Below are 24,885 nucleotides of genomic sequence, written 5' to 3' on the forward strand. Positions count from 1 at the left end.
TGACTAGTAGGAGGATGACAGATGAAAAAATGGTTGTACGGCTTTACAGTTTTTTGTCTAGTGCTTTACTCTACTCCACTACCATTTGCAGCAGCGGCTGAAGCAGAGAATGCTAAACCAAAAGTGATACCAAGTTTACAAGAGTGGACTGGCGGTAGTGGTTCTTTCAAGATGACTGACAGTTCCAGAATCGTAGTCCCCACGAGTGAATGTTTATGTGAACTACCAGCTACCGCAGAGGTCTTTCAAGCGGATCTTAAAGAATTAACTGGATATGATTTGCCAATTGTTCAAAATAAGCCTGCTTCTAAAGGGGACTTCCTGCTTAGGCTCGATAAGACAGCTGATGAATCGATTGGCAAGGAAGGCTACTACTTTGAAGTAGGAGATTATGTGGAAATACATGCAAACACTGAGACCGGTGTGTTCTATGGAACAAGAACGGCACTACAAATTTTGGAGCAAGATCCTGAGAAGGCAAGCATTGTAAAAGGGATAGCGAAGGATTTTCCTAAGTATGGAGAACGCGGTTTTATGCTTGATGTAGGACGCAAGTTTTTCACGATAGACTTCCTGAAGGATTACGCCAAATTTATGTCCTACTACAAAATGAATGATTTCCAGCTCCATCTGAACGATAACGAGATTTTTAAGGATAACAGCAGGGAGCATTGGAACAAATATACGGCTTTTCGTTTAGAAAGTACCAAGTATCCGGAATTAACGGCAAAGGATGGACACTACACGAAACAGGATATGCGTGAATTGCAGGACATCGCCAAAATACGGGGGCTTAACATCACGCCGGAAATTGATACCCCCAGCCATGCTCTTTCATTTACAAAGGTTAGACCAGATCTGGTTAAGGATAATTTGCCTGTCGATCATCTGGATATTACACGTCAGGAAACGGTCAATTTCATCAAGGATGTGTGGGACGAATATTTAGATGGGGAATGGTTTGATTCAGAAACGGTTCATTTTGGAGGCGATGAATTCGCACCTAATGATCGGACTACTTTTGAGAAGTATCGCGAGTTTTTGAACACGATGAACGAACACTTAAAGAGCAAGGGAAAGAAATCAAGAATGTGGGGTAGCTTGAGTGCATTTCCAGGCACAACGGTTGTAGATAAGGATATTGCCGTAAACGCCTGGAATAACGGTTGGCAAGATCCGGTAGCATCGGTGAGAGATGGATTCAAAATTATCAATACGGTGGATTCCACGCTCTACATTGTACCGAAAGCTGGATATTACCATGATTATCTGGATTCACAGTGGTTGTTTAATAACTGGGACCCAACGAACTTTGGTGGAAATACGAAGCTGCAGGAAGGTGAGTCGAACCTGCTCGGTGCGATGTTTGGAGCTTGGAATGATATGATGGGCAAGAAAGTAAGTGAGGCGGACGTCCACGATCGTGTGAAGAAAGCGATGCCTGTCCTTGCAGAAAAGATGTGGAGAGGCCAGTCCACGGACAGCACATTCACCGAGTTCCAGCAATTGTCAGCGAAGCTAGGCGAAGGTCCTGGAACGAATTTATTACATGAAGTGAATACGGCCACTGATCTTGTTGTTCATTATCCATTTGAAGAAGGCGCGCAGACGGTCTCTGATCAGTCCGGAAATTCCTATGATGCTACATTAGGAGCTGGCGTTACTCGCGTGGATGATGGAAAAACAGGAAAAGGCGTACGGTTTGCAGGGACTTCAGATCATATTCAAACACCGCTTCAAGTAAAGGGCTTCCCTTGGACGGTCTCCACGTGGGTTAAGCTTGATGATCAACAAGAAGCAGATGAAAAAATACTGATGGAATCCGAATATGGTGCAATTAAGCTGAAGCAGAAAGGGACACCAAATGCCGGATTCACCCGAGAGGGCTATGATTACAGCTTTAATACAGCGATTCCTGTTGGGCGCTGGGTACATGTTGCCTTCAGAGGAGATCTAAATGGAACTTCTCTGTATATTGATGGAGATCTAAAAGGCTCTGTTGCTGTAACTACAATGCTACCTGCGGCTATAATCGGCAGTTCATCCAAAGCATTCACTGGACTACTGGATGAATTCAAGATTTTTAATCGGGTACTATCAGGAAAAGAAATTGCGGAGGAAGCAGGATCACCCGCTTGGACCATCAATTTAGCTGCTCACAAAACAGCAGTAGCTTCTTCCGTCGAAGTACCTCAATTTCCGGCTAGTCTTGTAGTGGATGAGGCTGATACGGGTGCTTCTCGCTGGTCCTCTAAATATACCGACAACGAGTGGATCTATGTTGATTTAGGCCAAAGTACTGACATTAGCAAGGTTATTTTCAAATGGGAAAGTGCTTATGCCAAAGGCTATAAAGTTCAAGTATCCGATAATGCGGAGAACTGGCGGGACGTTTACACGACTAACGCTGGCATTGGCGGAGTAGAGATTGTCAAATTCCCAACTGAACAAGCGAGATATGTCCGAATGTTAGGTACGAAGCGAGTGGGAACCTATGGTTACTCCATGTATGAATTTGAAGTCTACGCTCCTAACCCAGAGGATCCTGTAGAAGTTCCAGCGCCTGTGAGCTATTCAGCGAGCTTTGAGAATAACTCGCTCGAAGGCTGGGAGCATGTCATCGGTAAAGGTGTCGGACGTATGGAGCTTGTAGAAGCACCTGATCAAGCGGGTGAGCATGCCGTTAAGTTCACCTCCAACAGTGTAAATAATCTGTTTATCGATCAGCAATCTCCGAGCATTGGAGACGGTGAGATCGAGTTTAAGATTACGCCGCAGAGTGATGTTATACGAACGGGTGTTATTTTGCGCTATGTCAATAATGATGCTTGGGCTTCTATAGGCTTTGATCAAGGTGCTTGGTACTGGGTGAACGCTCAGGATTCGTACGGTTTATTGAGCAATGCTCAGGCCGCCAAATTGAAAAAAGGCACAACATCGACCGTAAAAGTGAAGTTTGAAGGGAAACATGTAACGCTGATTATCAATGGAACGACTTATTTCGATGATGCTATTGCACAGATCCCAACAGACGCTGGGAAAATGGGGGCTAGAGTATTCGGTCCTTCAGTTACCGTGTTTGATAATTTTATGTACAGCAATAACGTTCCTGAAGTTCCGGTAACCGGTATCAAGCTGGATAAAACTGAAATTTCGATGAAGGCCGGAGAAACACAAACGCTGAGTGCTTCCCTTCAACCGGGGAATGCAACGAATAAACAGGTGACCTGGAATAGCAGCGATGAAGCTATTGCGACTGTTCAAGTTCAAGGCGGGAAGGCTGTCGTGACTGCGTTAAAGGCAGGAACCGCTGATATTACTGCAACTACCGTATCCGGAGGACATAAAGCGGTGAGTAAGATTACAGTGGCTAGGGAGGTTCCCGGTGAAGTGGCAACAAGTTTAGCTGCTCCGAAAAGCGTTCCTTATGGTCAGAATTTCGACATAACGTTAGGACTCCACAATGTTACAAAGGCGGTGTACGCCCAAGATATCACGATTGAATTCGACGCTTCACTAATGGATTATGTATCCGCTAATGCGTTGGTGGACGGCGTGAGTATCCTTGAGACGAAGAATACAGAAGGCACTGTACGTCTGATTCTGGCTAGCCAAGGTTCAGGGAGTGCGATTAAAGGGGATGTTGATGTAGCTAAGATTACCTTTAAGGCTAAGGATCTGACAGAACCCCAAACCGGACGAATTACTGTAAAGTGTGCAACGCTTGGGGATAGCGATGGACAGGAAATAAGCGCAGCCACTTCCTCGGCTCAGGTGGAGTTTACAACAACAGTGCCAGAACCTTCTAAGGATTTGAATGGTGATGGCAAAGTCAGCATCGGCGATCTGGCTATTGTCGCAGCTAACTACGGAAAGAGTTCTGCAGACCCAGATTGGGATAAGGCGAAACGGGCAGACATCAATAGTGACGGCAAGGTCGATCTGACGGACCTGGTGCTTATAGCTAAAGACATTGTTATCGAATAACAATAGCAACTTGAATCCAAGCGGCAAGACAAGGAATTCAAACTACAGTGGAGGCTGTATCCTGTCTTGCCGCTTCATTTGAATGGAGGGAATGGATTGAGATCAATTTATAATCGCTTTAGTATGTGGATGCTGGCATTGATGATCCTTATGGTTACAGGGCTCATGATTCGCCCGGAAACCGCCCATGGTGCTTCCGTTGGTAACATTTCTGACTTCGTAAAGAAAGATAATAACACGTTTGAGATTACGTCAGGCTCTGACAAGATTAAAGTGATTTTTCAGCGGGAGGATATGTTCCGGATTTGGCTTGGTGTGAACGGGCAATTCAAGGAATTGACAGGAAAAAGCGCGGAAAAGCCGATCGAGCCAATCGTCATCAAGGATGATTTCGGACCTGTTAACGTAAAGTGGTCTGATGAAGGTACGTATTACAAGATGGAAACAGGAAAATTCGTGCTGAGAGCCTACAAAAATCCGTTAAAGTTCGCCATGTACAAAAGTGACAACCAAACTTTGGTGTGGGAAGAATCTGCTAGCTTGAACTATAACGGACAGTCAGCCTCACAACAGCTTATCCGGGGTGAGGATGAATATTTCTACGGCGGCGGTATGCAGAATGGATTCTTCAATCATCGTGATCGCAAAATTACTATCGCTAACAACTATGGGGATTGGGGAAGCGGCACGGTTTCGAATCCTGCACCATTCTACTTGAGTACTGCAGGATACGGAGTGCTTCGTAACACTTTTCAAAGCGGTACTTATGATTTTGATTCGACCGTCAAGCTGACGCATAACGAAAATCGGTTTGATGCTTATTATTTCTACGGTGAGACAATGAAAGATATTTTGAACGCATATACAGATCTTACAGGTAAACCATCCTTGATTCCTCGTTGGGGCATGGGACTTGGTGATGCGGATTGTTACAACAGAGATCCAGAAAAGACCTCCGATGTCGTTAACCTTATTGCTAAAAAATATCGGGAAAATGATATGCCTGGAGCCTGGATTTTGCCGAATGACGGATATGGTTGCGGTTATACGGATCTAGGCAACACCGTTGACGAACTACATAAGGAAGGTTTCTATACCGGACTATGGACTCAAAATGGTGTTGATAAAATTGCGCAAGAAGTTGGCGTAGAGGGTACAAGGCTCGCTAAACTCGACGTTGCCTGGGTGGGACCTGGATACGATTTCGCCCTGGGTGCCAGCAAACAGGCGTTTACAGGAATTGAAGATAACTCTGATGACAGAGGTTATGTCTGGTCCGTTGGTGGATGGGCAGGTACCCAGCGATATTCTACCGTCTGGTCCGGAGATCAGTCGGGCAACTGGGAATACATTCGATTCCATATCCCGTCGATGATCGGAGCAGGGCTATCTGGGATGCCGTACTCAACCGGAGATATTGATGGGATTTTCGGAGGAAGCGCTAAAACCTACGTTCGAGACTTACAGTGGAAGATCTTCACTCCAATCCTGATGAACATGTCTGGTTGGGCAGCCAAAGATAAGCAGCCTTGGGTATGGGGAGAACCTTATACGAGCTATAACAGGGATGCATTGAAGCTAAGACAGCAATTGACACCATACTTGTATACCTATCTCAATGAGTCTTACGAGTCCGGGGCTCCGATCATGCGGGGAATGATCTATTCTTATCCGAATGATCCGAACTCCAAAGGAACTTTAACACAGTATCAATTCATGTCTGGGGAATCGTTCCTGGTTGCGCCAGTATATACCGACACGACTATGCGAAACGGAATATATCTTCCGAAAGGAAAATGGATCGATTACTGGACAGGAGAAGAACATTACGGTTCAAAAATGTTAGACGAATACAATGCTCCACTGGATCGCTTGCCGCTTCTAGTAAAGGGCGGGGCTATCATCCCGATGTATCCTGAATCGTTATACGACGGTCAGGTTCCTCCTGATCCAATTACTTATGATATTTATCCTTATAAATCGTCAAGCTTTACGATGTATGAAGATGATGGTATATCGAAGGAGCATCGTACAGGCAAATTTGCCAAAACATTAATAACCTCCACCGCTCCTGAGCAAGGGAGTGGAGACTTGATTATCAAGGTTGGAGCAAGCGTAGGTGACTATAAAGGCAAATTGGAGTCACGTAAGAATCAGTTTACAATCCACATGCCAGATCACCCGGAGGCTGTTTCTGTAGATGGAACATCCTATCCTGAATTGCAGTCCAAAGCAGCATGGGATGGCGCAACAAGTGGCTGGTACTATGCTAAGCAAGATAAAGGCGGCATCCTGTACATTAAAACACCATCCATATCCACTGATAAGGAATTTATTGTGAAAGTCGCAGGCTTTACAGCAGATACGACTCCACTTGTAGATGCTGTCAAAATTGAGCTGCCTCAGGTGGACACAGACCCAAGTCGTATTCCGCAGGAAGATATGATTGCAACTGCAACGAATGCGGCTTCGGATACGCCGGCAGCTAATGTGCTGGATGGCAGCTATGAATCGATATGGCTTTCTTCAGCAAATGCTGGAAGTAAGCAGAGCATCACTTTAGACCTGGGGATTAAACAGTATGTGAATAAAATGAAATACTTGCCAAGACAGTACGGTGGCAAAGACGGCACAATTACAGGTTACAAGCTGTATACGAGTATGGATGGAACCAACTATACGCTCGTAAGCAGTGGACAATGGAATGATGACAAACTAGAGAAGACGGTGAATTTTGATACAGTTGAAGCTGTTTTTGTGAAACTTGAAGCGACAGAAGCTGTTGGGGGTGTCGTATCTGCTGCAGAGATCAATCTGTATCGTGATCTATCACAGCCTTCACCGACAGTGATACCTAAAAATGAGATGACAGCCTCAGCGAAAAGCTTTCAGCCTGGTGCGGAAGCAGCTAAAGCGATTGATGGGGACCGGAATTCCGCATGGCATACGAAATGGGATGGATCCGATAAGCTCCCGCAATCCATCATTCTCGATTTAGGTAAGGTTCGCAATGTTAGCCAATTCCGGTATGCACCACGTCTGGATGCTGGGAACGGAACCATTACCTCATACAACCTTTACGTCAGCACAGATGGAGAAGCATATACGAAGGTATCCAGTGGTACCTGGCTCAGAAACAACTTGAAAAAATACATCCTTTTCGATGGTGTTTCCGCCCGCTATGTGAAGCTTGAAGCAGCTGTTGCACTTGGAGGGTTCGCTTCGGCTTCGGAGATCGATGTCTATGAGGCGCCGAAGGCAGCTCCTGAAGTTCGATTGATTTCAGAAGGTAAACCTGCTACAGCGGACAGTGAGGATCAAGCGCATCCGGCTGGCCTCGCTAATGATGGGAATGTGGACACATTCTGGTCAGCAGCGGATAAGAACAATAGCCATAGCTGGACGGTTGATCTCGGTATGATGCATTCCATTAAATCCTCCGAAGTTTCTTTTGAACACAGTAACAAGGCTTATCAGTACAAAATTGAAGTTCGGGAAACCGCGAACTCCAATTGGATTACAGTAACGAATCGAACGAATAATCAGGAAACTGGCACCATTCAGGATACATTTGGAAGCCAGGGTAGATTCGCTAGAATTACGATCACCGGACTGCCTGATGCTCAATTAAAGGCTGCTATTCGTGAATTCAAGCTGTTCGGCATCCCGCTGGAAGACGGACAGAAGGTTACTGGCATAAAGCTTGACCGTGAGACACTCTCACTTAAGGCGTTGGACGCACCGGTTCAATTGAAAGCGAGCATTGAGCCTGAGAATGCCGGTAATAAGACAGTTAAGTGGGGAAGCAGTGATCCTGGTGTTGCCGGCGTGGACAGTAAGGGAATGGTCACACCAAAAGGGCAGGGCACGACATCGATTACCGCGACGACGGAAGAAGGCGGATTTACAGCAACAAGTGTGGTGACGGTTACTGGACAGAGCAACCTAACCGAAATTCCGCAAAGTCAAATGAGTGCAGAAGCTACGAGCTATGAAGCAGGTGAAAACGATCCGAATTTGGCATTGGACGGCGATCCGGATACACATTGGCATACGAGGTGGTTTAACGTTGATCCACTTCCGCAATCGATTATGGTGAATCTGGGCGGAAAGTATACCATCAGCAAGCTAGGATACTTACCTCGGCCGGATGAAGGCAATGGCACAATTACTGCTTACAACGTGTACACAAGCACCGATGGTGTGAATTACACGCTCATGACAAGCGGGAACTGGCTGCGAAGCAAACAGCTCAAGGAAGTGAATTTCGCTCCGGTGGAAGCGACTCACATTAAGCTGGAAGCTGTAAAAGGCGTGGGTGAATTCGCATCCGCAGCCGAGATTACAGTGTATCAAGTGCAGCAGGAAACGGCTCAAGTGCAAGCCGTATTGAGTGCTGATGCATCCGTTACTTCCGGCAAGCCTTTTGTTGTCCGGTATGATGTGAACAATATCTCCGGGAAGGTATTTGCACAGGACTTCACCATTCAGTACGATGCTGACCGCATGGATTATGTGTCCGCTAAATCACTGATCCAAGGTGTTGCGATTGTTGAAGAGACAATTAATACACCTGGAAAGCTTCGTTTGATTATGGCGAGTGAAGGTGCGGAATACGGATTAAGCGGAAATCAACAAATTGCCGAACTGACATTTCAGGCAAAGGAAGTATCTGAGACGGTTACCGTTAATATCAGAGTGTCAGAGGTATTGCTAGGTGATGAAGACGGAACAGAGACTACAGCTGCACCAGCTACAATCTCTGTAAAAGTGAAACCAGAACAAACAGGAATATCAGGCGATCTTAACGGCGACGGAAAAGTCAGCATTGGTGACCTGGGTATCGTTGCTGCACACTACGGCAAAGATTCATCAAGTCCTGATTGGCAGCAAGCGAAGCGTGCGGATATGAATGGTGACGGTAAGATCGATATTACAGATCTTGCTCAATTAGCGAAACAAATCGTAACTCAATAACACACACTAACATCCTGAACAAAATTTAAAAGATGAAGGTGAGAAGAATTTGAACAGTAGTCGATGGTACAAAAAGGCGGTAATGATGACCATTATCGCCGTGGTTTTAAGCTGTGTATCTTTTACGAACCCTGTAGTGAACGCAGATGCATCTGATCCTACACCTTCTGCTACTTTAGTAGGGAGTAAGAAGGTTGTTGCGCCGGGGGAGTCTTTTACCGTGAAGTATGGGATCACCAGTGTCTCCAGTGATGTGTATGCACAGGACATTACTTTTGATTTTGATCCGGCTGTCATGGAATACCTTCCAGGTTCAATCCGCTCACTGCAGGAAGGCGTAATTATTATCAATGAACCATCTACAAGTACTCCCGGTAAGCTACGGGTTCTCTTGGCAAGTTTGGGTAGTCAGTATCCGATTACTAGCGATGCTGAAATTGTTGAACTTGGTTTCAAAGCAGCAGATGTAACACAAGACACAGAGGGAGTTATCCGGCTTACTCAAGCGATAATAAGTGACAGTCAAGGGGAAGAATCCGTGCTCCAACCGGCATCCTTAACCATTCAGATCACAGTAAATACGGGATTACCTGGAGATTTAAACGGCGATGGCAAAGTGAGTATCGGCGATTTAGGAATCATGGCTGCCCATTACGGTAAGGATTCCTCCAGTCCAGATTGGAGTAAGATTAATCACGCAGATCTGAACAAGGACGGCAAAATAGATATTACTGATCTTGCTGCACTTGCGAAAAAGATTGTGGAGTAGTAGGTTGCCTCATTTTTACAATCAGTGGTTGTTATTATGAGAGGGGATCAACGCATGCCAATCGGTAAAAGTAGATTAGTCAGAAAGACTGCAATTCTACTATCTGTATGGATCGCTTGCTCGCAGCTACTTATCAGCATACTTCCGTCTAATGGTGTCTTAGGTCCAAAAGTGTATGCAGATGTTCAGTCGGCAGCTGAAACTGCGCCTGCGGCAGATCAGGATTTGTCATTATGGTATCAAGCACCGGCCACGAACTGGGAGACGCAGGCGCTCCCTATCGGAAATGGTTATATGGGTGGCATGGTATTTGGTGGTGTTGAGCAGGAGCGAATTCAATTTAATGAAAAGACACTGTGGAGCGGTGGGCCTGGAGCAGATTCAAATTATCAATATGGTATTAAAGACGGTGCTCAGCAACATGTTGAGACCATAAGACAGCTTCTAAAAGAAGGGAAAATTAATGAAGCTAAGGCTCTTGTAGGGAAGATTACTGGTGTTATGGGTGCTGGTGATAGTTCTTTCGGGGCGTATCAAGCATTTGGTGACGTGTTCTTAGATTTTAACCGTCAGTCAGCGTATACGGTAACAGCGAGCTCGGATAATCCACAATACGGCGAGCCTATTTCCAATTTAACCGATGGTTCGGTAAATACGAAATGGTATTCAGGTGATGGAGCACCACCTTTTTGGGTGCAGTGGGCATATGAAGAGGCTAAGGTAATTACCGGCTATTCGTTCACTTCAGGGAATGATGTGCCTGATCGGGATCCGAAGAGCTGGACGCTGAAAGGCTCGAATGACGGGCAGCAGTGGACCCCGCTAGATAACAGATCCAATGAAGAGTTTGCAAGCCGCAAACAGAAGAAATCATATACTTTTTCCAATGCTACAGCTTATAAATTCTATAAATTCGATCTTGTAAGCAAGGGTGGAACGAAAATTCAATTGTCCGAGATGGAGATGACAAGCGCATCGGGTAACAGCGGTGCTCAGACGTACTCTGATTATCGGCGTGAATTGAATCTTAATGATGCCATGGCAAGAGTGTCCTATACTTCGGGCAATGTAAAATTCAAGCGTGAGTATTTCATCAGTTATCCGGATAAGGTCATGGTGTTGAGACTGACAACGGATGAGCATCAGCCGATGACCTTCGATGTTCGCCTTACTGGAGCTCAGCCGTCCAATACGGTGAAGGGGGAAGGAAATAAACTGACGTTAAGTGGAAAGGTACCCAGTAATAAGATGGCATACGAAGCGCAGCTTCAAGTACAGCATGAAGGAGGAACTGTAACAGCGAAGGATGGGAAACTTACTGTGAACGGTGCGAGTGTTGTCACGATCCTGATGACCGCTGCAACAGATTATGCCAATAATTATCCTACGTATAAGAGTGACAAGACGCCAAAAGAAATTGTAGAAGCGAACCTAAACGCAGCATCCGCTAAATCATTCAATCAGTTGCGTGCATCCCATTTGACAGATTATAAGGAACTGTTCGATAGAGTCTCACTTGAACTTGGTGGGGTTGCTACAAATCTTCCTACGAATGAGCTTTTGAATGGTTATAAAACGAATGCTAGTGACGAAGAGAAAAGAAGCTTGGAGGCATTATTTTTCCAATATGGTCGTTATTTGCTTATCGCATCCTCCCGGGAAGGCTCACTGCCTGCTAACCTACAAGGGGTATGGAACCAAGTAAATAATCCACCATGGAACAGTGACTATCATACGAATATCAATGTGCAGATGAATTATTGGCCTTCCGAGGTTGTTAACTTAGCGGAAACCGATATTCCGTACATTGATTATATTGATTCCCTGCGCGAGCCGGGTAGGGAAACAGCCCAAAGACATCATGGAATTGAAGGGGAAGGCTGGGCGATTCATACCGTCAACAACCCATTTGGTTATACTGCGCCAGGCTCTGATTTTTATTGGGGCTGGTCACCGGCTGCTAACGCCTTCATGGTGCAGCAGGTGTGGGATCACTATGCTTTTAGTGGAGATAAAGATCTTTTAAGAGGCCAAGTGTATGACATTATCAAGGAAACAACACAATTCTGGATTAAATACCTGGTCGAAGATTCAGACGGAAGTCTAGTATCATCTCCTTCCTACTCTCCAGAGCAAGGGGATATATCCGTCGGTGTGTCTTATGATCAGGAATTAGTCTGGGAGTTGTTCACACAGTTCATCAAGGCTAGTGAAATCTTGGGTGTGGATGAACAGCTGCGTAACGAGGTCATGGAGAAACGAAGCAAGCTATGGATGCCGCAGGTCGGAAGCTGGGGGCAGGTGCAGGAGTGGAAGAATGATATCGATAGTCCAACAGATCAGCACCGCCATATCTCGCATCTGATCGGCTTGTATCCAGGTACGCTTATTAATGAAGTGAACAATCCGGAGTTATTTGCAGCAGCAAGAGTCACCTTGAATTCTCGTGGCGATGGTGGAACGGGGTGGAGTAAAGCGAATAAGATCAATTTATGGGCACGTCTGCTTGATGGTAACCGTGCACATAAACTGTTAGGTGAGCAGCTTAGAGGCAGCACGCTCGACAATTTGTTCGATACACATCCACCGTTCCAAATTGATGGTAACTTCGGAGCAACTTCAGGAATCGCAGAAATGCTTCTACAAAGCCAAACTGGAAGTATCGATTTATTAGCTGCTTTACCAGATGCATGGGCTACCGGAAACGTTAAAGGACTTGTGGCAAGAGGTGGATTTGAAGTGGATATGCGCTGGGAAGGTACGATCTTGAAAGAAGCCTTGCTTACTTCTAAGCAGGGTAATAAGGCTTCTGTTAAATACCCTGGATTTGTACAATCCAATAAATTCAAGGTCGTTCGCGCAGGAAGCGGGGAATCCATCAACTTCACGGTGAATGGGAACTTGATTGAATTCCCAACAGTGAAAGGACAGCAATATAAGATTGTATCCAGTGTAAAGCCACCAGTGCTTCCAATAAAAGTAGATGATAAAGATCCGTCGATTGTATATACCGGAACGTGGAGTCCTTACAGTGACGCAGGCGATTACAAGGGCACAGAAAGCTATAGTAATCAGCAAGGGGCTTCAGCGTCGTTCACGTTTACAGGAACATCAATTAAATTTATCAGCGCTTTGCAGGCAAACCACGGACATTTCGATGTGTATCTCGATGGAGGGCTAGTCGCTGAGGGTGTTGATGGATATGGTCCATCGACGATGAAGCAGCAGGTATTATTCCAACAATCCGATCTCTCCAAAGGGGAACATACAATTAAGATTGTCGTGAAAGGGGCGAAGAACAACGCCTCTTCGAATACCATTGCGATGATTGATGCTTTCGAATATGTTCCTGTTGAACGGAATGAACCTACTGCAATAACTTTAAGTGGACCTAAGTCGATAAATCAAGGTCAGACCTTTACAGTTGACATGGGCGTTAGCAATGTCACGGATGCGACCTATGCGCAAGACATTCGATTGAAGTACGATGAGAATCTTCTAGAGTACATCTCGGGCGAATCGGTGAACGATGGGATACAGGTGTTAGAATCAAAGAATGATCCAATCGGAATCATTCGCCTAATCACGGCTAGTACGGGAACTGGGCTAACCGGTGATGCCAAGGTGCTTGAACTAAGCTTCAAAGCAAAGCCAGTGACGAAGTCTGAGTTAGCGAGCATAAAGGTAAGCAGTGCTGTATTTGGTGACGCGAATGGACTGGAGACAGAAGCCGATCTTTCAAACATCGAAGTCGAGATTAAGGCAGATGAGCAGCCGCCGATAAAATCCGGAGACTTAAATGAGGATGGTAAAGTGAGCATCGGTGACTTGGCGATTGCAGCTTCGCACTATGGTAAAGATCAGAACAGTGCAGATTGGCAGACGGCTAAGCGTGCAGATCTTAACAATGATGGAAAGATCGACATTATGGATTTAGCAGCAATTGCTCAAAAAATATTGAATTGAGAGAAGGACACCTGAGTTTTTACTCAGGTGTCCTTCTTTTGTAAACAAAAAAGGTTCTATAGGACAAAAAGTATCAACTCCACATCAAAAGAGATCATGTGGTTACGTTTTTATAGCCTATATAATGGAAAAGTGTTAATGGAATTACAGTCAGAATTGTAAAATCAAGTGCTTAGAGAAGTCGAGCAAGTTTATTCGAGGGGGATAGCCAATGAAAAGCAAGGGTAAAAAGAAAGCGGCATTAAGTCTAGTTATGATGTCCATTGTATTGTCTCTGGCAGGATGTGGCGGGGGGACAAATGGGGCTGAAGCTCCAGCTCCTGAGAAAACAACAGCTGCGACGCAGACTGAGCCAGCGAAGACAGACGAGCCCAAGCCTGAAGAGCCGAAAGTAGCGGGAGACCTCGAAATCCAATACTTTGTCGGTGGTTATGGAGACGGTTGGTGGAAAGAAGTCATTGGTGAATTCAAGAAGAAGTACCCAGATGTCAACATTAAAGAATCCGCAGGTTCACAAATCAACGAGCAAATGAAGCCCCGCTGGATCCAAGGTAATCCGCCAGATGTTGTATACATCGATGGAGCAGGCTCGAACGAAACGCAAATGGTGCTCGACGACCAATTGATGGATATTACAGATTGGGTTAAAGATGCGAAAAATGTGGACGGCGAGCCGCTTACGAGCAACTTGATCGCACCTCCACAAGACTACAGTGGCAAAAACTATACGATTCCACTCGTATTCGGATCATGGGGAACCTTCTATGATGAAACCCTGTTTACTGAAAAGGGGTGGGATGTTCCGAAGGATTGGGATAGCTTCCTCGCCACAAGTGAAAAAATCAAAGCGGATGGCGTATATCCTTACATCCATACCGGTAAATACCCATACTACATCGTGGGAGGTCTCTTAAATACAGGTTTTGTATCTGAGAATGGAGACAATCCGCAAATCTTGAAGGATCAAGAAGCAGCAAAAGAAGGTTCTTTCAAAAATGATGCTGTAGCGAATACCTTGAAAAAGATCGTTGATATGAGGGACAAAGGGTATTTCGATAACGCATCGTTCGGTATGAGTCATACAGACTCCCAAATGCTCTTCTTACAGCATAAAGATGCAATGATTCCTAATGGCTTGTGGCTCGAAAATGAAATGAAAAAAGATGTTCCAGAAGGCTTCAAATTTGGATTCATTCCTTCCGTTATGCAAAAGCCAGGCGGTAAATTTGTAGCTATTCCTTACACTAGTAACATTGCAATTGCAAAGAAGGCTAAAAATCCAGATGCAGCAAAAGCATTTATTGAATTTATCTTTACGAAACAAGCCGCAGTTCGTTGGGCTGAGCTGACTGGCGCTTTGATGAACGTCAAGGCAGATCTGGAATCTTCAGGCGCAAGTGATGTTGTTAAAACGGCAATGAAATATTTCAACGGTAGTGACACGATCGTTGCTCCTGTATTTAAATTGGCCGCGGACATTGAGCAGGCTGAGAATGATGCAACCATTGCATTGCTGCAAGGTTCCATTACACCAGAAGAATGGATGGACCGTATGGAGAAGGCGGCAGCCAAAATCCGGAAGTAAGTTCATGACTCTTCTTTCTAAACAATCAGAGGACATACGTGCCTCTGATTGTTCTTTCAAATTTAAGGGGAGGATGGCTTACGCCCATGAAGAACAATAAATTGTGGAAACGTAATTTGTTTATTGCGAGTTTCTTGCTGCCTACGTTTGCTATCTTTTGTTTATTCACTATTTATCCGTTGTTTCGAGGCTTGTACTTAAGCTTCTTCGATTGGTCAGGCGGTTCCGAATCGATGAATTTTATCGGTATTGATAATTATAGACAATTATTCTCGGATGAGATCATACCAAAAGCCATTTCGAATGATTATTTCTTGATTTTTTGGAAGGTCATCTTAATCATGTTATTTGCAACGTTTTTCGCAGTATCATTGACCCGTTTGAAATTGAAAGAATACGGTTTTTACCGAGTGGTGTTTTTCTTTCCGAATATCATTTCCGTAGCCGTTATCGGTGTATTGTGGAGTTTTATATACAATCCCCGTCTTGGATTCCTGAATGCATTCATCTCGTTATTTACAGGAAAACCAGTGGAAACGAACTGGTTAGGTGATTCAAACCTCGCAATGTGGTCACTTCTTCCTCCTAGTGTATGGGCTGGTATCGGATTCTATATGCTGCTCATTATCGCTTCTATTCTAGGTATTCCTTCCTCGCTATATGAAGCAGCCAGTATTGACGGTGCGGGGCAATGGCAACAGTTTACTCGAATTACTTTACCCCTGATTTGGGAGCAATTCAAAACCTCTATCATTCACATCGTAATCACAACACTGAACGGCTCCTTTATTATCGTTAAGCTGATGACGGATGGTGGCCCGGATAATCAGACACAAGTGCTCGGTTATTATTTGTATCAGATGGGCTTCAAACAGTTCCATTTAAGCTACGGGGCAACCATCGGGGTGCTGATCTTACTGTTATCTTTAATCACTACTCTAATTTTGCAGCGCATTCTTCACCGAGAGTCCATTGAAATGTAAGGAGGAAAATACTTTGAACGATAATCCCGCCAAAAAACCACTTCTGCTGATATCAAAAATTGCAGTTCGATTTTTCCTCATCTTGTGGAGCTTGGTAGTCTTATATCCTGTTCTTTGGACATTCCTGACATCCTTAAAGGATAATCAGCAGGTTATGCTCGGGAAACCGTGGGATTTCCCATCTATTTTTCGTTTTGAAAACTATTCAAATGTGTGGAGCAGAGCAAACTTTGGCGATTACTTCCTGAACTCCATTATAGTAACCGTGGCTAGTACACTGTTATCGCTTATTATGGCTGCTACAACAGCATATATATTAGCTCGGTTTACCTTTAAATCTAGAGGCCTGTTTTATTTTGTATACGTTGCTTCAATGATGATTCCAACCACACTCGGATTGATACCGTTGTTCTTTCTTCTCGGAGATATGAATTTGTCCAACTCCTTAGTAGGGCTCACGCTTGTTTATTCTGTCGGAACGATTGGCATCCTTCCATTCGGTATCTTCTTTCTGGTTGGATTTTTCAAGGCACTTCCCCGTGAGCTTGAAGAAGCCGCAACAATTGATGGATCTTCACTATACGGCGTTTTCTTCAAGATCATGTTGCCATTATCGAAGCCAGGATTAATCACAGTAGGAATTATGAATGCTTTAACCGTGTGGAATGAGTACATCATGGCCACGGTATTGATCAACGATCCAGCGAAATACACCATTCCTGTCGGAATAGCCATTATGCAAGGGGAAATGCAGTACAGAACGGAATGGGGGCCATTGTTTGCGGGTCTTTCCATTTCTATGATTCCCGTCATTGTGATGTATGTGTTGTATCAACGTCAAATTACGGGTGGGTTAACAGCAGGTGCGTTGAAAGGTTAATTATAGGAGGGTTAAGGAAATGCCGAAGAAGATTCTCAGTATCTTCATTACACTTATGATGGTGGCCGGCTTGTTCTCCAGTTTTGCAGCTGCAGCGGATGTAGCTTCTGATCTTCCGCAAAAAGATGCAAAATTAAAGGAATCCTATGAAATCTATCCATTACCGCAGCAACAAACAGAAGAAGAGACAACCTTAACCATTACACAAAATGTAAACGTTGTTATTGAAGATTCGATTGACCAGCCGACAAGAAAGCTGCTTCAAAGGATACTGGATTCCAAATCACTTCAGGTCACTGAGTCAGGAGCTGTAGTAGCAGGGAAAACAAATATCTTTTTGGGAACTAGAAATTCATCAGGCTATGTAGACAACTACTTCACTCAGAATATTCCCTATGAGGCGGATCACTTCAATGAGCTGGACGCTTATGTTCTTAACGTTAGCACCAAGCAACAGAATAAAGGTGTTATTGCGATATTAGGTAAAAATACGGATGCGGCATATTATGGCCTGGCATCGCTGAAGATGATTTTTGATCAAATTCCTGATCTGCAGGTTCGTAATCTCACCATCGAAGATTTCTCTGATACTCGCTCACGGGGATTTATCGAAGGCTTTTACGGCACACCTTGGTCACATGAAGATCGAATGAGCTTGATGCGTTTTGGTGGAGAACTAAAGATGAACACTTATATTTTTGCACCTAAAGATGACAAGTACCATAACGCGCAATGGAGAACACCCTATCCTGCAGCTGAGCTTGCCAAGATCAAAGAACTGGTTGATGTCGGCCATGAATCCAAGACGCAGTTTGTATGGGCAATTCATCCAGGGTTCAATATGATTAATTGGAACAATTATGATGCAGAACTCCAAACCTTACTTGCAAAGCTTGAACAATTGTATAGTGTAGGCGTACGTCAATTTGGACTATTTATGGATGATATCAGCACATCACAATCATTAGTGGATAAGGATAAACATGTTAAGCTTATTACGGATGTTGCGAATTGGGTAACGTCCAAGAAAGACGTCAAATCATTAATTTATTGTCCTCCATATTATAATAAAAGCTGGACAGGAACGACTGGCAGACCCTATCTTGAAGCCTTGAGAAATGTGCCAGAGAATGTAGATATAATGTGGACCGGAAACGGCGTTGTTGCCTCTGTTAATGCAGCAGATATGCAGTGGCCCAAAGATGCACATGGAAGAGACCCATATATGTGGTTAAACTGGCCAGTGAATGACTATAAGGATGCAAGACTGCTGCTCGGTAAAGCAGAAGTGCTCATTCCAGGTACACATAATATTTCAGGTGTAGTGTCAAATCCTATGAAGCATGCGGAATTATCTAAGATCGGTATCTTCGCGGTTGCGGATTACACTTGGAATGTAGATGATTTTGATCAAGAGGAGAGCTGGCTCGATTCATTTAAGCATATTGCTCCTGAAGTTGCCTCTGAGCTTAATACGATCGCCTATCATATGAGTGACCCATCGCCTAGCGGTCATGGACTTGTGGTAGGTGAATCGGAAAATATCAAAGCTGAGCTTACGCAATTCTTAAGTCAATACTCAAGTGGTCAGCCGATAGAAACGACGGGGAATACATTGATTAAAGAATTTGATCTAGTATTGGATGCCATCGTGTCGTTTAGAGTAAATAACACGAATGAAAATATGGAAGAAGAAATTGATCCATGGCTAAATAGCTTGCAGAATGTCGTTCTTGCCGATAAATCGGCAGTTCTCTCTGCGATAGCAATCCAGAAAGAGAATGTTGATCAGGCATGGGAAGCACTGGCTAAGGCCACAAGCGCATTAAGCTTATCCAAAACATTCAAAATTGAGAAGCTTAATTCTCCAGATGTGACGGTCGAGGCAGGAGCAAAGCGGCTGGTTCCTTTTGCTGAGCAGCTCATCAATAAACTGGATGCTCAGATTTATACTTTGGTGGACCCGGAATATGTTAAACCTCTAGCTGTAAGCTCTTATGGTTCTCCTTCAGGATTAAACCTGATGGTAGACGGAGATTTAGCAACGAACGTCTATATTCAGACCCTTCAACAGAATGGAGACTGGTATGGTGTTGATTTTGGAAAAACCATTAAAGTGGAAGAAATTGCGATCACACAAGGAAGAAATGATGCGGATCACGATATATTCCAAAGGGGGATTCTTGAGTATTCCGTGAATGGTCAAGAATGGACTGCAATCGGAGAAGAGCGTTCCGGGTATAAAATTTCTGCTTCCGGGCTCAATGTGGAGGCAAGGATGGTTCGATATCGATTGACTCATGCTGGAATACCTGGAGGTAAGCCTGATTTATGGACAGCAGTTCGCGAGTTTTCCGTAAATGCAGGTAAAGATAAGGTAGCCATTTACACCGATGTGACAGAGTTGAAGGATACTCCTGTTATGGTAGCAGATAATTCTGTGCAATTATCGAATATGAACGGAATCACATTAAAGCCATCCCAATATGTTGGGATTAATTTGAAATCCATTGAAGAGATCACGCAAGTGGTGTTGGAAGCTTCAAACGGAGAAGTTCGGTTAGAATCCTCAAAGAACGGTGTGGAATGGGAACAGGTTAATGAGGGGAATGGGGCGTTTGCTAGTGCTGCCTATTTCCGGATCATAAACAAGGGAACTGAGAATATCACTGTAGATTTGACAAGGCTCATGATCAAGTTGAACAAATTCTCTCCACCTATGATTACTCATAATTACGGAAGCATTTATGAAGGTTCTATCAACAACGTGTACAATGCTTCTTTAGAGAACAAGGTTTGGTTCGGCTCGATTCAATCGAAAGGGAAGTATATTCAGATCGACATGGGCGGTGTGGTGAATGTCCAGAATGTAGCTGTCGTGATTGGAGACGGTGAAGGAGATTTCTTCCGTAAGGGAGATTTACAGCTGTCACTAGACGGACAGACATGGGATACGATCCATACGTTTACTAATCCAAATGATCGGAGTTTGAATTTCCCTGAGCATGAGGTGCCTTACCGTTATAAGCGTGTTCAAGTTGACGGCGGCAAGCAAGCCCGCTATGTAAGATTGATTTCAACTGAAACTTATGATGCATGGCTCGCGCTTAATGAAATTTTGGTTAATGAAGGGATTGAAAGACCGGGAACTTCCAATCCGGCTATCCAGGCTGAACCTGCTGGAAACATAGGAAATGAAGCATTGCTGTCCGTTGACAAAAAGCTCTCCACCTTCTATATGCCGGGTGCTGGGAATACGGGTTCCTTAAATTATAAGTTGTCGAAGGATACGAAGGTAAAAGAAGTGATAGTTTTGCAAAATCCATCGGATAATTCAAACGCTGTGGTGTCCGTTCGAGATGCGATTGGATGGCATAAGGTTGGTAACCTGTCCTCATCTTATAATACATTTGATACCTCCAAGTATAGTTATGTGTTTGAAGTGAAGATTCAGTGGGAGGGTTCGATTAAACCCAAAATCCACGAGATCATTACCGTTAAAAAAGACGGGAATGGTGAAGTTGATCCATCGGGTAAGATGACTTCTGTTCTGTCTGGGGTAGACACTGTAGCTGGAGGTAATGACTTTCAACTGGCGTTTGGGGTAAAAAGTGTAACAGATGCTGTATATGCGATGGATATAACCATGAACTATGATCCTAAGCTGTTGGAATTCAAGGCTGCTACTTCCTTGCGTAGTGGAATCCAGGTGCTTGAAACTGCTAATCACACGCCTGGAAAACTACGACTGCTGGTGGTGAGTGAAGGTGCGGGAAATGCTGTGACTGGCAATCTGCAGCTGTTATCCTTGGATTTTGGTACTAAGACAGTAGCGGAAGCTACAGAGAGTACTATTCAGATTGAAAAAGTGATCGTAGCCGATGCGGAAGGCAAGGAGAGCGAAACTGTCACGTCGAGCCATAAGCTCAAGATAACAGCAGAAGAGCCGGAGCCTGGTATGACTGGTGACATCAATAAAGATGGCAAAGTGTCCATCGGTGACTTAGCGATTGTCGCTGCTAATTATGGCAAGGATACCAGCAGTCCGGATTGGGCTGAGGCTAAACGTGCCGATATCAATAAAGATGGTGTGATTGATTTGAAAGACTTAGCGCTGGTAGCTCGTAAGATAACAGAATGAGTAGTAGCCTTCAACCCATAACAAATTAGCAGATATAATCAAAAAAAAGGAAGTGTCACCGCAGCCATTTCATGGCTTTTGGGACACTTCCTTTTTTTGCTTGAAGAGTGCTAGCCTAGCTATGCTCCGCTAACTGTACCTCGAAGCCGTCCGGGTCCAGTATATATAAGAATCGCAGATGGGGATTTGGTGTGATCGGTCCGCGTGCGACGGGGATACCTTGGCTTTTCAAATACGCTATGGCATCGTCGAGCGATTCCACTTCGAAACCAACAGAAACGCCGCATTCCGGCTTCAGTGCCGGATCACTACCCTGAATAAGCTCGATTTTGGGCTGATCCACCGTGCCTAACATAACAATTTGTTTTCCTCTACTCTCAAATCTGCGGTCAATGGGAAGCCCCAGAATCCGGTTATAAAAATCAAGGGAAGCCTCCAGATCGCGCACCCTAAGCGTTACCCAATTCATGCTCAACTTCATGATTGTAATGTCCTCCTCTATCTATTTCTATGACAAAGCCGATTCTACCTAATTATACGCTTTCTTGTTCACTAAAAGTTCGTATTATTAAACCTAATTCACGAAGGAATACATAATTGTTAAACGATGCCTTGAATTCTAGAATGATGATATTGGAATTATATTACTTTTTCAAATCCAAAATCATTCTGGGAGGTTGTCATAATGATGCGTAGGCTTTTTTACGTTCTTACGATCCTAGTAATCGTTCTAGGTTCCTGGTTGTTACTGCATAACCAAGAGAATAAGAGCGCTTTAGAAAAGGAAGGAAAAGAAGTGACTAACGTGATTACTACTGACAGTAGTACATCAGCGGCTAAAGTTACTGTCAATAACGGACAAATTTCGGTTCAGTACTTGACTCCCGCTTATAAGGTTACAGTGAAAGGAGATATTTTGTATGCGAGCAAGAAGAATGAGACAGATGCTCTAGAACCGCTGAAACTCGATCTGTACGAGCCGTCTGGCGATAATAACGAGAAGAGGCCTGTATTTATTTTCATTCACGGTGGTGGTTATACAGAAGGGAATAAGAACGATGCAGCAGATTTTTCTACGGGATTGGCGAAGCGAGGATATGCTGTATTGTCCGTTGATTATAGGCTGAAAAAAGATCCATTTACTAATTTCAGCCGCACACTTAATGACGCTTATGAAGATATAACCGATGTGATTAAATGGATCAACGATAACGCAGAGATTTACGGGATGGATGCAAGCCGTATTGTTATCGGTGGTGATTCGGCGGGGGGACATCTAGCCATAAATTTTGTCAATCAATATGTATCACAGGATCCTTCCATCATTAAATCTGTATTTTCTATTGTTGATATTTATGGCGGTGATCTGACGAAAAGTGCGGACAGTAAGCTGCCGCCGGTCCTCATCATTCATGGAACGATAGACAAACTGGTGCCGTACCAGCAAAGTGTTAAATTGGCCGAACAGCTGAAAGAGAAGGGGGTGTATCATAATCTACTCACCATGGAAGGTGTCGGACATGACTACAAGAATGATAAATACATCGATGAGATTATGGAGACGACAACACATTTTCTATGGAATGTCATGAATAGTTCTGATCTTGCAAAGCTGCCAGAGAATTCCGGAATTTCGATTGCTTCCGGCGATGCCTTTGATATTAAGCTGCCTGAGGCCTATCGCATTCCTGCGAGGGAGTCGATGAACATCGATTTGCCTGAGGGCTGGATACTTCGTGAACAGGAGGAAGAAGACAGACTTCGGATACAGGTTCCGGAAGGCTTGGTACGAGGAAACGATACACTGTTTGTCTCACGAGGCGAAGATCCTAAAACGGCAATGAGCTTCGCTGTCAATGTTAACGTAATCGACCCGCTGACGGTGAAATATGAGACATTTTATGATGAAGCTGCCAAGGAATTAAAAACTCATATGGATGTTACTAATCAGTCTACGAACAATTTCAATGGTTCAGTGGAAGCCGATTATGAAACAGGACGTTCTACTCAGGGGACCTACAACGCCACTGTGGAGAATCTAGAATCAGGAAAGAGTGTGCGGTTAGAGATTCCTGAGCTTGCTAGAGGACAACGGACGCTTAAATCTTATAATGACATAGGTAATCTATTGCAGACGACGTTAGATTCCTTTAACGCACTGTTGTTGCCAAAACTCAGTAAGCCCGTTGAAATCGATGGTAACCTATCAGATTGGAGTGATCTGGCTCGCTTTGATGTGAAGGATATCAAAATCAATGGTTGGCGAGGTGAGCAGGATATCAGTGCGACCGGTTCCTTAGCTTGGGACGCGGATAACCTTTATCTAGGGGTAGAAGTTATAGATGACAAGCATGAACAGTCGGCATCAGGCGATGCCATTTGGAGTGGGGACAGCATTCAGATTGGGATTGGCATTGCAAACTCAGACGAAACGGTACCCTCGGAGTATCATGAACTAGGTGTGGCTCGGGGAAATGCAGGGAATTTACTCAAGTGGCGCTGGCTAACCCCAAGGGGATTCAATATAAATGATGTCCTAGAGCTAAAGTATGCGGTGAGTCGTTCAGATTCAACAACCAGCTACGAATTAGCCATACCCTGGCGTGAACTGAGCCATGACATTACGCAGGTGAAGCAAGGAATGAAGCTTAAGTTTTCGCTGCTGGTCAATGATAATGACGGCGAGGGGCGTAGAGGCTGGCTGCAATACAATAGTGGCATAGGTTCTTCGAAGGATGTTAATGCCTTCGGGGATATGTACCTGATGGATTAAGAGGATATTTAATAAGCGGCAGAGATGCCGTTTTTTTTATTTTCTCCTCAACTGGTAGGAATTTGTCTATTATTAAAGTGTCAGTTCAATTCACTAGATGGTATGATAGGAGCGGGAGGGAATTTAAAATGACCAATGAGATAACCAATGAGAACGAAGAAACATTAAACGAGAACGAGGAAATAACCAATGATCCAGAAATGTCTGAGGAGGATATGAATAAGCTAGTGATGGCTGTTCATCATAACGGTCTCGTAGCTTTGAGAGTGCACTTTCAAGACGTTGAAGGACAAGTGTTGAATATGGAGGCCTACGGCCCGGTTTTTGTTTTTCACGTAAAGTCTGAGTTAGACCATGTCTATTCTTGTGGCTTTTTTCTGCGTGAATTGATTGCAAGATTCCAATCGGGTAAGGATCCTGCAGCATGGATGGCTTCATTCTTTGTTGATCTGATGAAGATTGAGGGAGGCAAAACGCTTCCAAAACCGCCTTCAAGTGAAGAAGAAGCTAAAGCGATCATAGACAATGTATTAGTTCCGCAATGTATTAAAGAAATAACCGAAGAATTTGCGCCAGAAGATGTACATGTTGGACTAGCTTGGAATGAAAAACTAGGTCCGGTTTTCGAGGCTGGATTTCCAGCGATAAGCGATGGGAATAACGTTTGTGCGTTCCCACTGCATTTATTGTTAACGCACTTGCAATTGAATCGGGATCCTTCCGAGCTGCTTGTTCAAGGCATGTATAACATCCGTAAGGAACATGGGTTGGAGTAAAACAGGCTCTGAGCCTTGGCCATCCATATAACAAAGAAACGGCAGAAA

11 protein-coding genes are annotated in these 24,885 nt (G+C 44.3%); 10 read left to right on the forward strand and 1 reads right to left on the reverse strand.

Translation table 11 applies throughout. The annotated features are described in order from the left end of the window. Positions 1 to 21: 21 nt before the first annotated feature. The 8 genes from NSS87_RS09800 to NSS87_RS09835 all read left to right on the forward strand — a co-directional run bounded on the left by NSS87_RS09800 (position 22) and on the right by NSS87_RS09835 (position 21,288). Complete coding sequence (locus NSS87_RS09800; protein WP_339246633.1) at positions 22 to 3,987, forward strand: family 20 glycosylhydrolase; 3,966 nt, start codon at positions 22 to 24, stop codon at positions 3,985 to 3,987. A 96-nt stretch (positions 3,988 to 4,083) separates the two neighbouring features. Then, positions 4,084 to 8,964: a discoidin domain-containing protein gene (locus tag NSS87_RS09805; RefSeq protein WP_339246635.1), complete on the forward strand. Its 4,881-nt coding sequence runs from the start codon at positions 4,084 to 4,086 to the stop codon at positions 8,962 to 8,964. A gap of 49 nt (positions 8,965 to 9,013) precedes the next feature. Further along, complete coding sequence (locus tag NSS87_RS09810) at positions 9,014 to 9,733, forward strand: cohesin domain-containing protein (RefSeq protein WP_339246637.1); 720 nt, start codon at positions 9,014 to 9,016, stop codon at positions 9,731 to 9,733. A gap of 54 nt (positions 9,734 to 9,787) precedes the next feature. Further along, positions 9,788 to 13,699, forward strand: coding sequence for a glycoside hydrolase N-terminal domain-containing protein (locus tag NSS87_RS09815; protein ID WP_339246640.1), 3,912 nt, complete (start codon positions 9,788 to 9,790; stop codon positions 13,697 to 13,699). Positions 13,700 to 13,910: 211 nt separating this feature from the next. Beyond that, a complete protein-coding gene (locus NSS87_RS09820; protein WP_339246643.1) occupies positions 13,911 to 15,284 on the forward strand; it encodes an extracellular solute-binding protein in 1,374 nt (457 codons plus the stop codon). A gap of 86 nt (positions 15,285 to 15,370) precedes the next feature. After that, entirely contained in the window at positions 15,371 to 16,267 is an 897-nt protein-coding gene (locus NSS87_RS09825) for a sugar ABC transporter permease (protein ID WP_042186594.1), read from the forward strand. A 13-nt stretch (positions 16,268 to 16,280) separates the two neighbouring features. Continuing rightward, complete coding sequence (locus NSS87_RS09830) at positions 16,281 to 17,147, forward strand: carbohydrate ABC transporter permease (RefSeq protein ID WP_339246646.1); 867 nt, start codon at positions 16,281 to 16,283, stop codon at positions 17,145 to 17,147. A gap of 19 nt (positions 17,148 to 17,166) precedes the next feature. Continuing rightward, entirely contained in the window at positions 17,167 to 21,288 is a 4,122-nt protein-coding gene (locus NSS87_RS09835) for a beta-N-acetylglucosaminidase domain-containing protein (protein ID WP_339246648.1), read from the forward strand. Between the two features lie 115 nt (positions 21,289 to 21,403). Here the strand turns inward: NSS87_RS09835 and NSS87_RS09840 are convergent, their stop codons facing one another. Continuing rightward, positions 21,404 to 21,769, reverse strand: coding sequence for a VOC family protein (locus NSS87_RS09840; RefSeq protein ID WP_052404224.1), 366 nt, complete (start codon positions 21,767 to 21,769; stop codon positions 21,404 to 21,406). A 204-nt stretch (positions 21,770 to 21,973) separates the two neighbouring features. On the opposite strand from NSS87_RS09840, the gene NSS87_RS09845 reads away from it, so the two are divergent. Further along, the gene (locus tag NSS87_RS09845; protein ID WP_339246651.1) at positions 21,974 to 24,061 is read left to right on the forward strand and encodes an alpha/beta hydrolase fold domain-containing protein; all 2,088 of its coding nucleotides are present in this window, start codon (positions 21,974 to 21,976) and stop codon (positions 24,059 to 24,061) included. A 128-nt stretch (positions 24,062 to 24,189) separates the two neighbouring features. Beyond that, a complete protein-coding gene (locus NSS87_RS09850; RefSeq protein WP_042186601.1) occupies positions 24,190 to 24,837 on the forward strand; it encodes a hypothetical protein in 648 nt (215 codons plus the stop codon). Positions 24,838 to 24,885: the final 48 nt, after the last annotated feature.

Source organism: Paenibacillus sp. FSL F4-0243, assembly GCF_037963295.1.
Taxonomy (GTDB): Bacteria; Bacillota; Bacilli; order Paenibacillales; family Paenibacillaceae; genus Paenibacillus_AQ.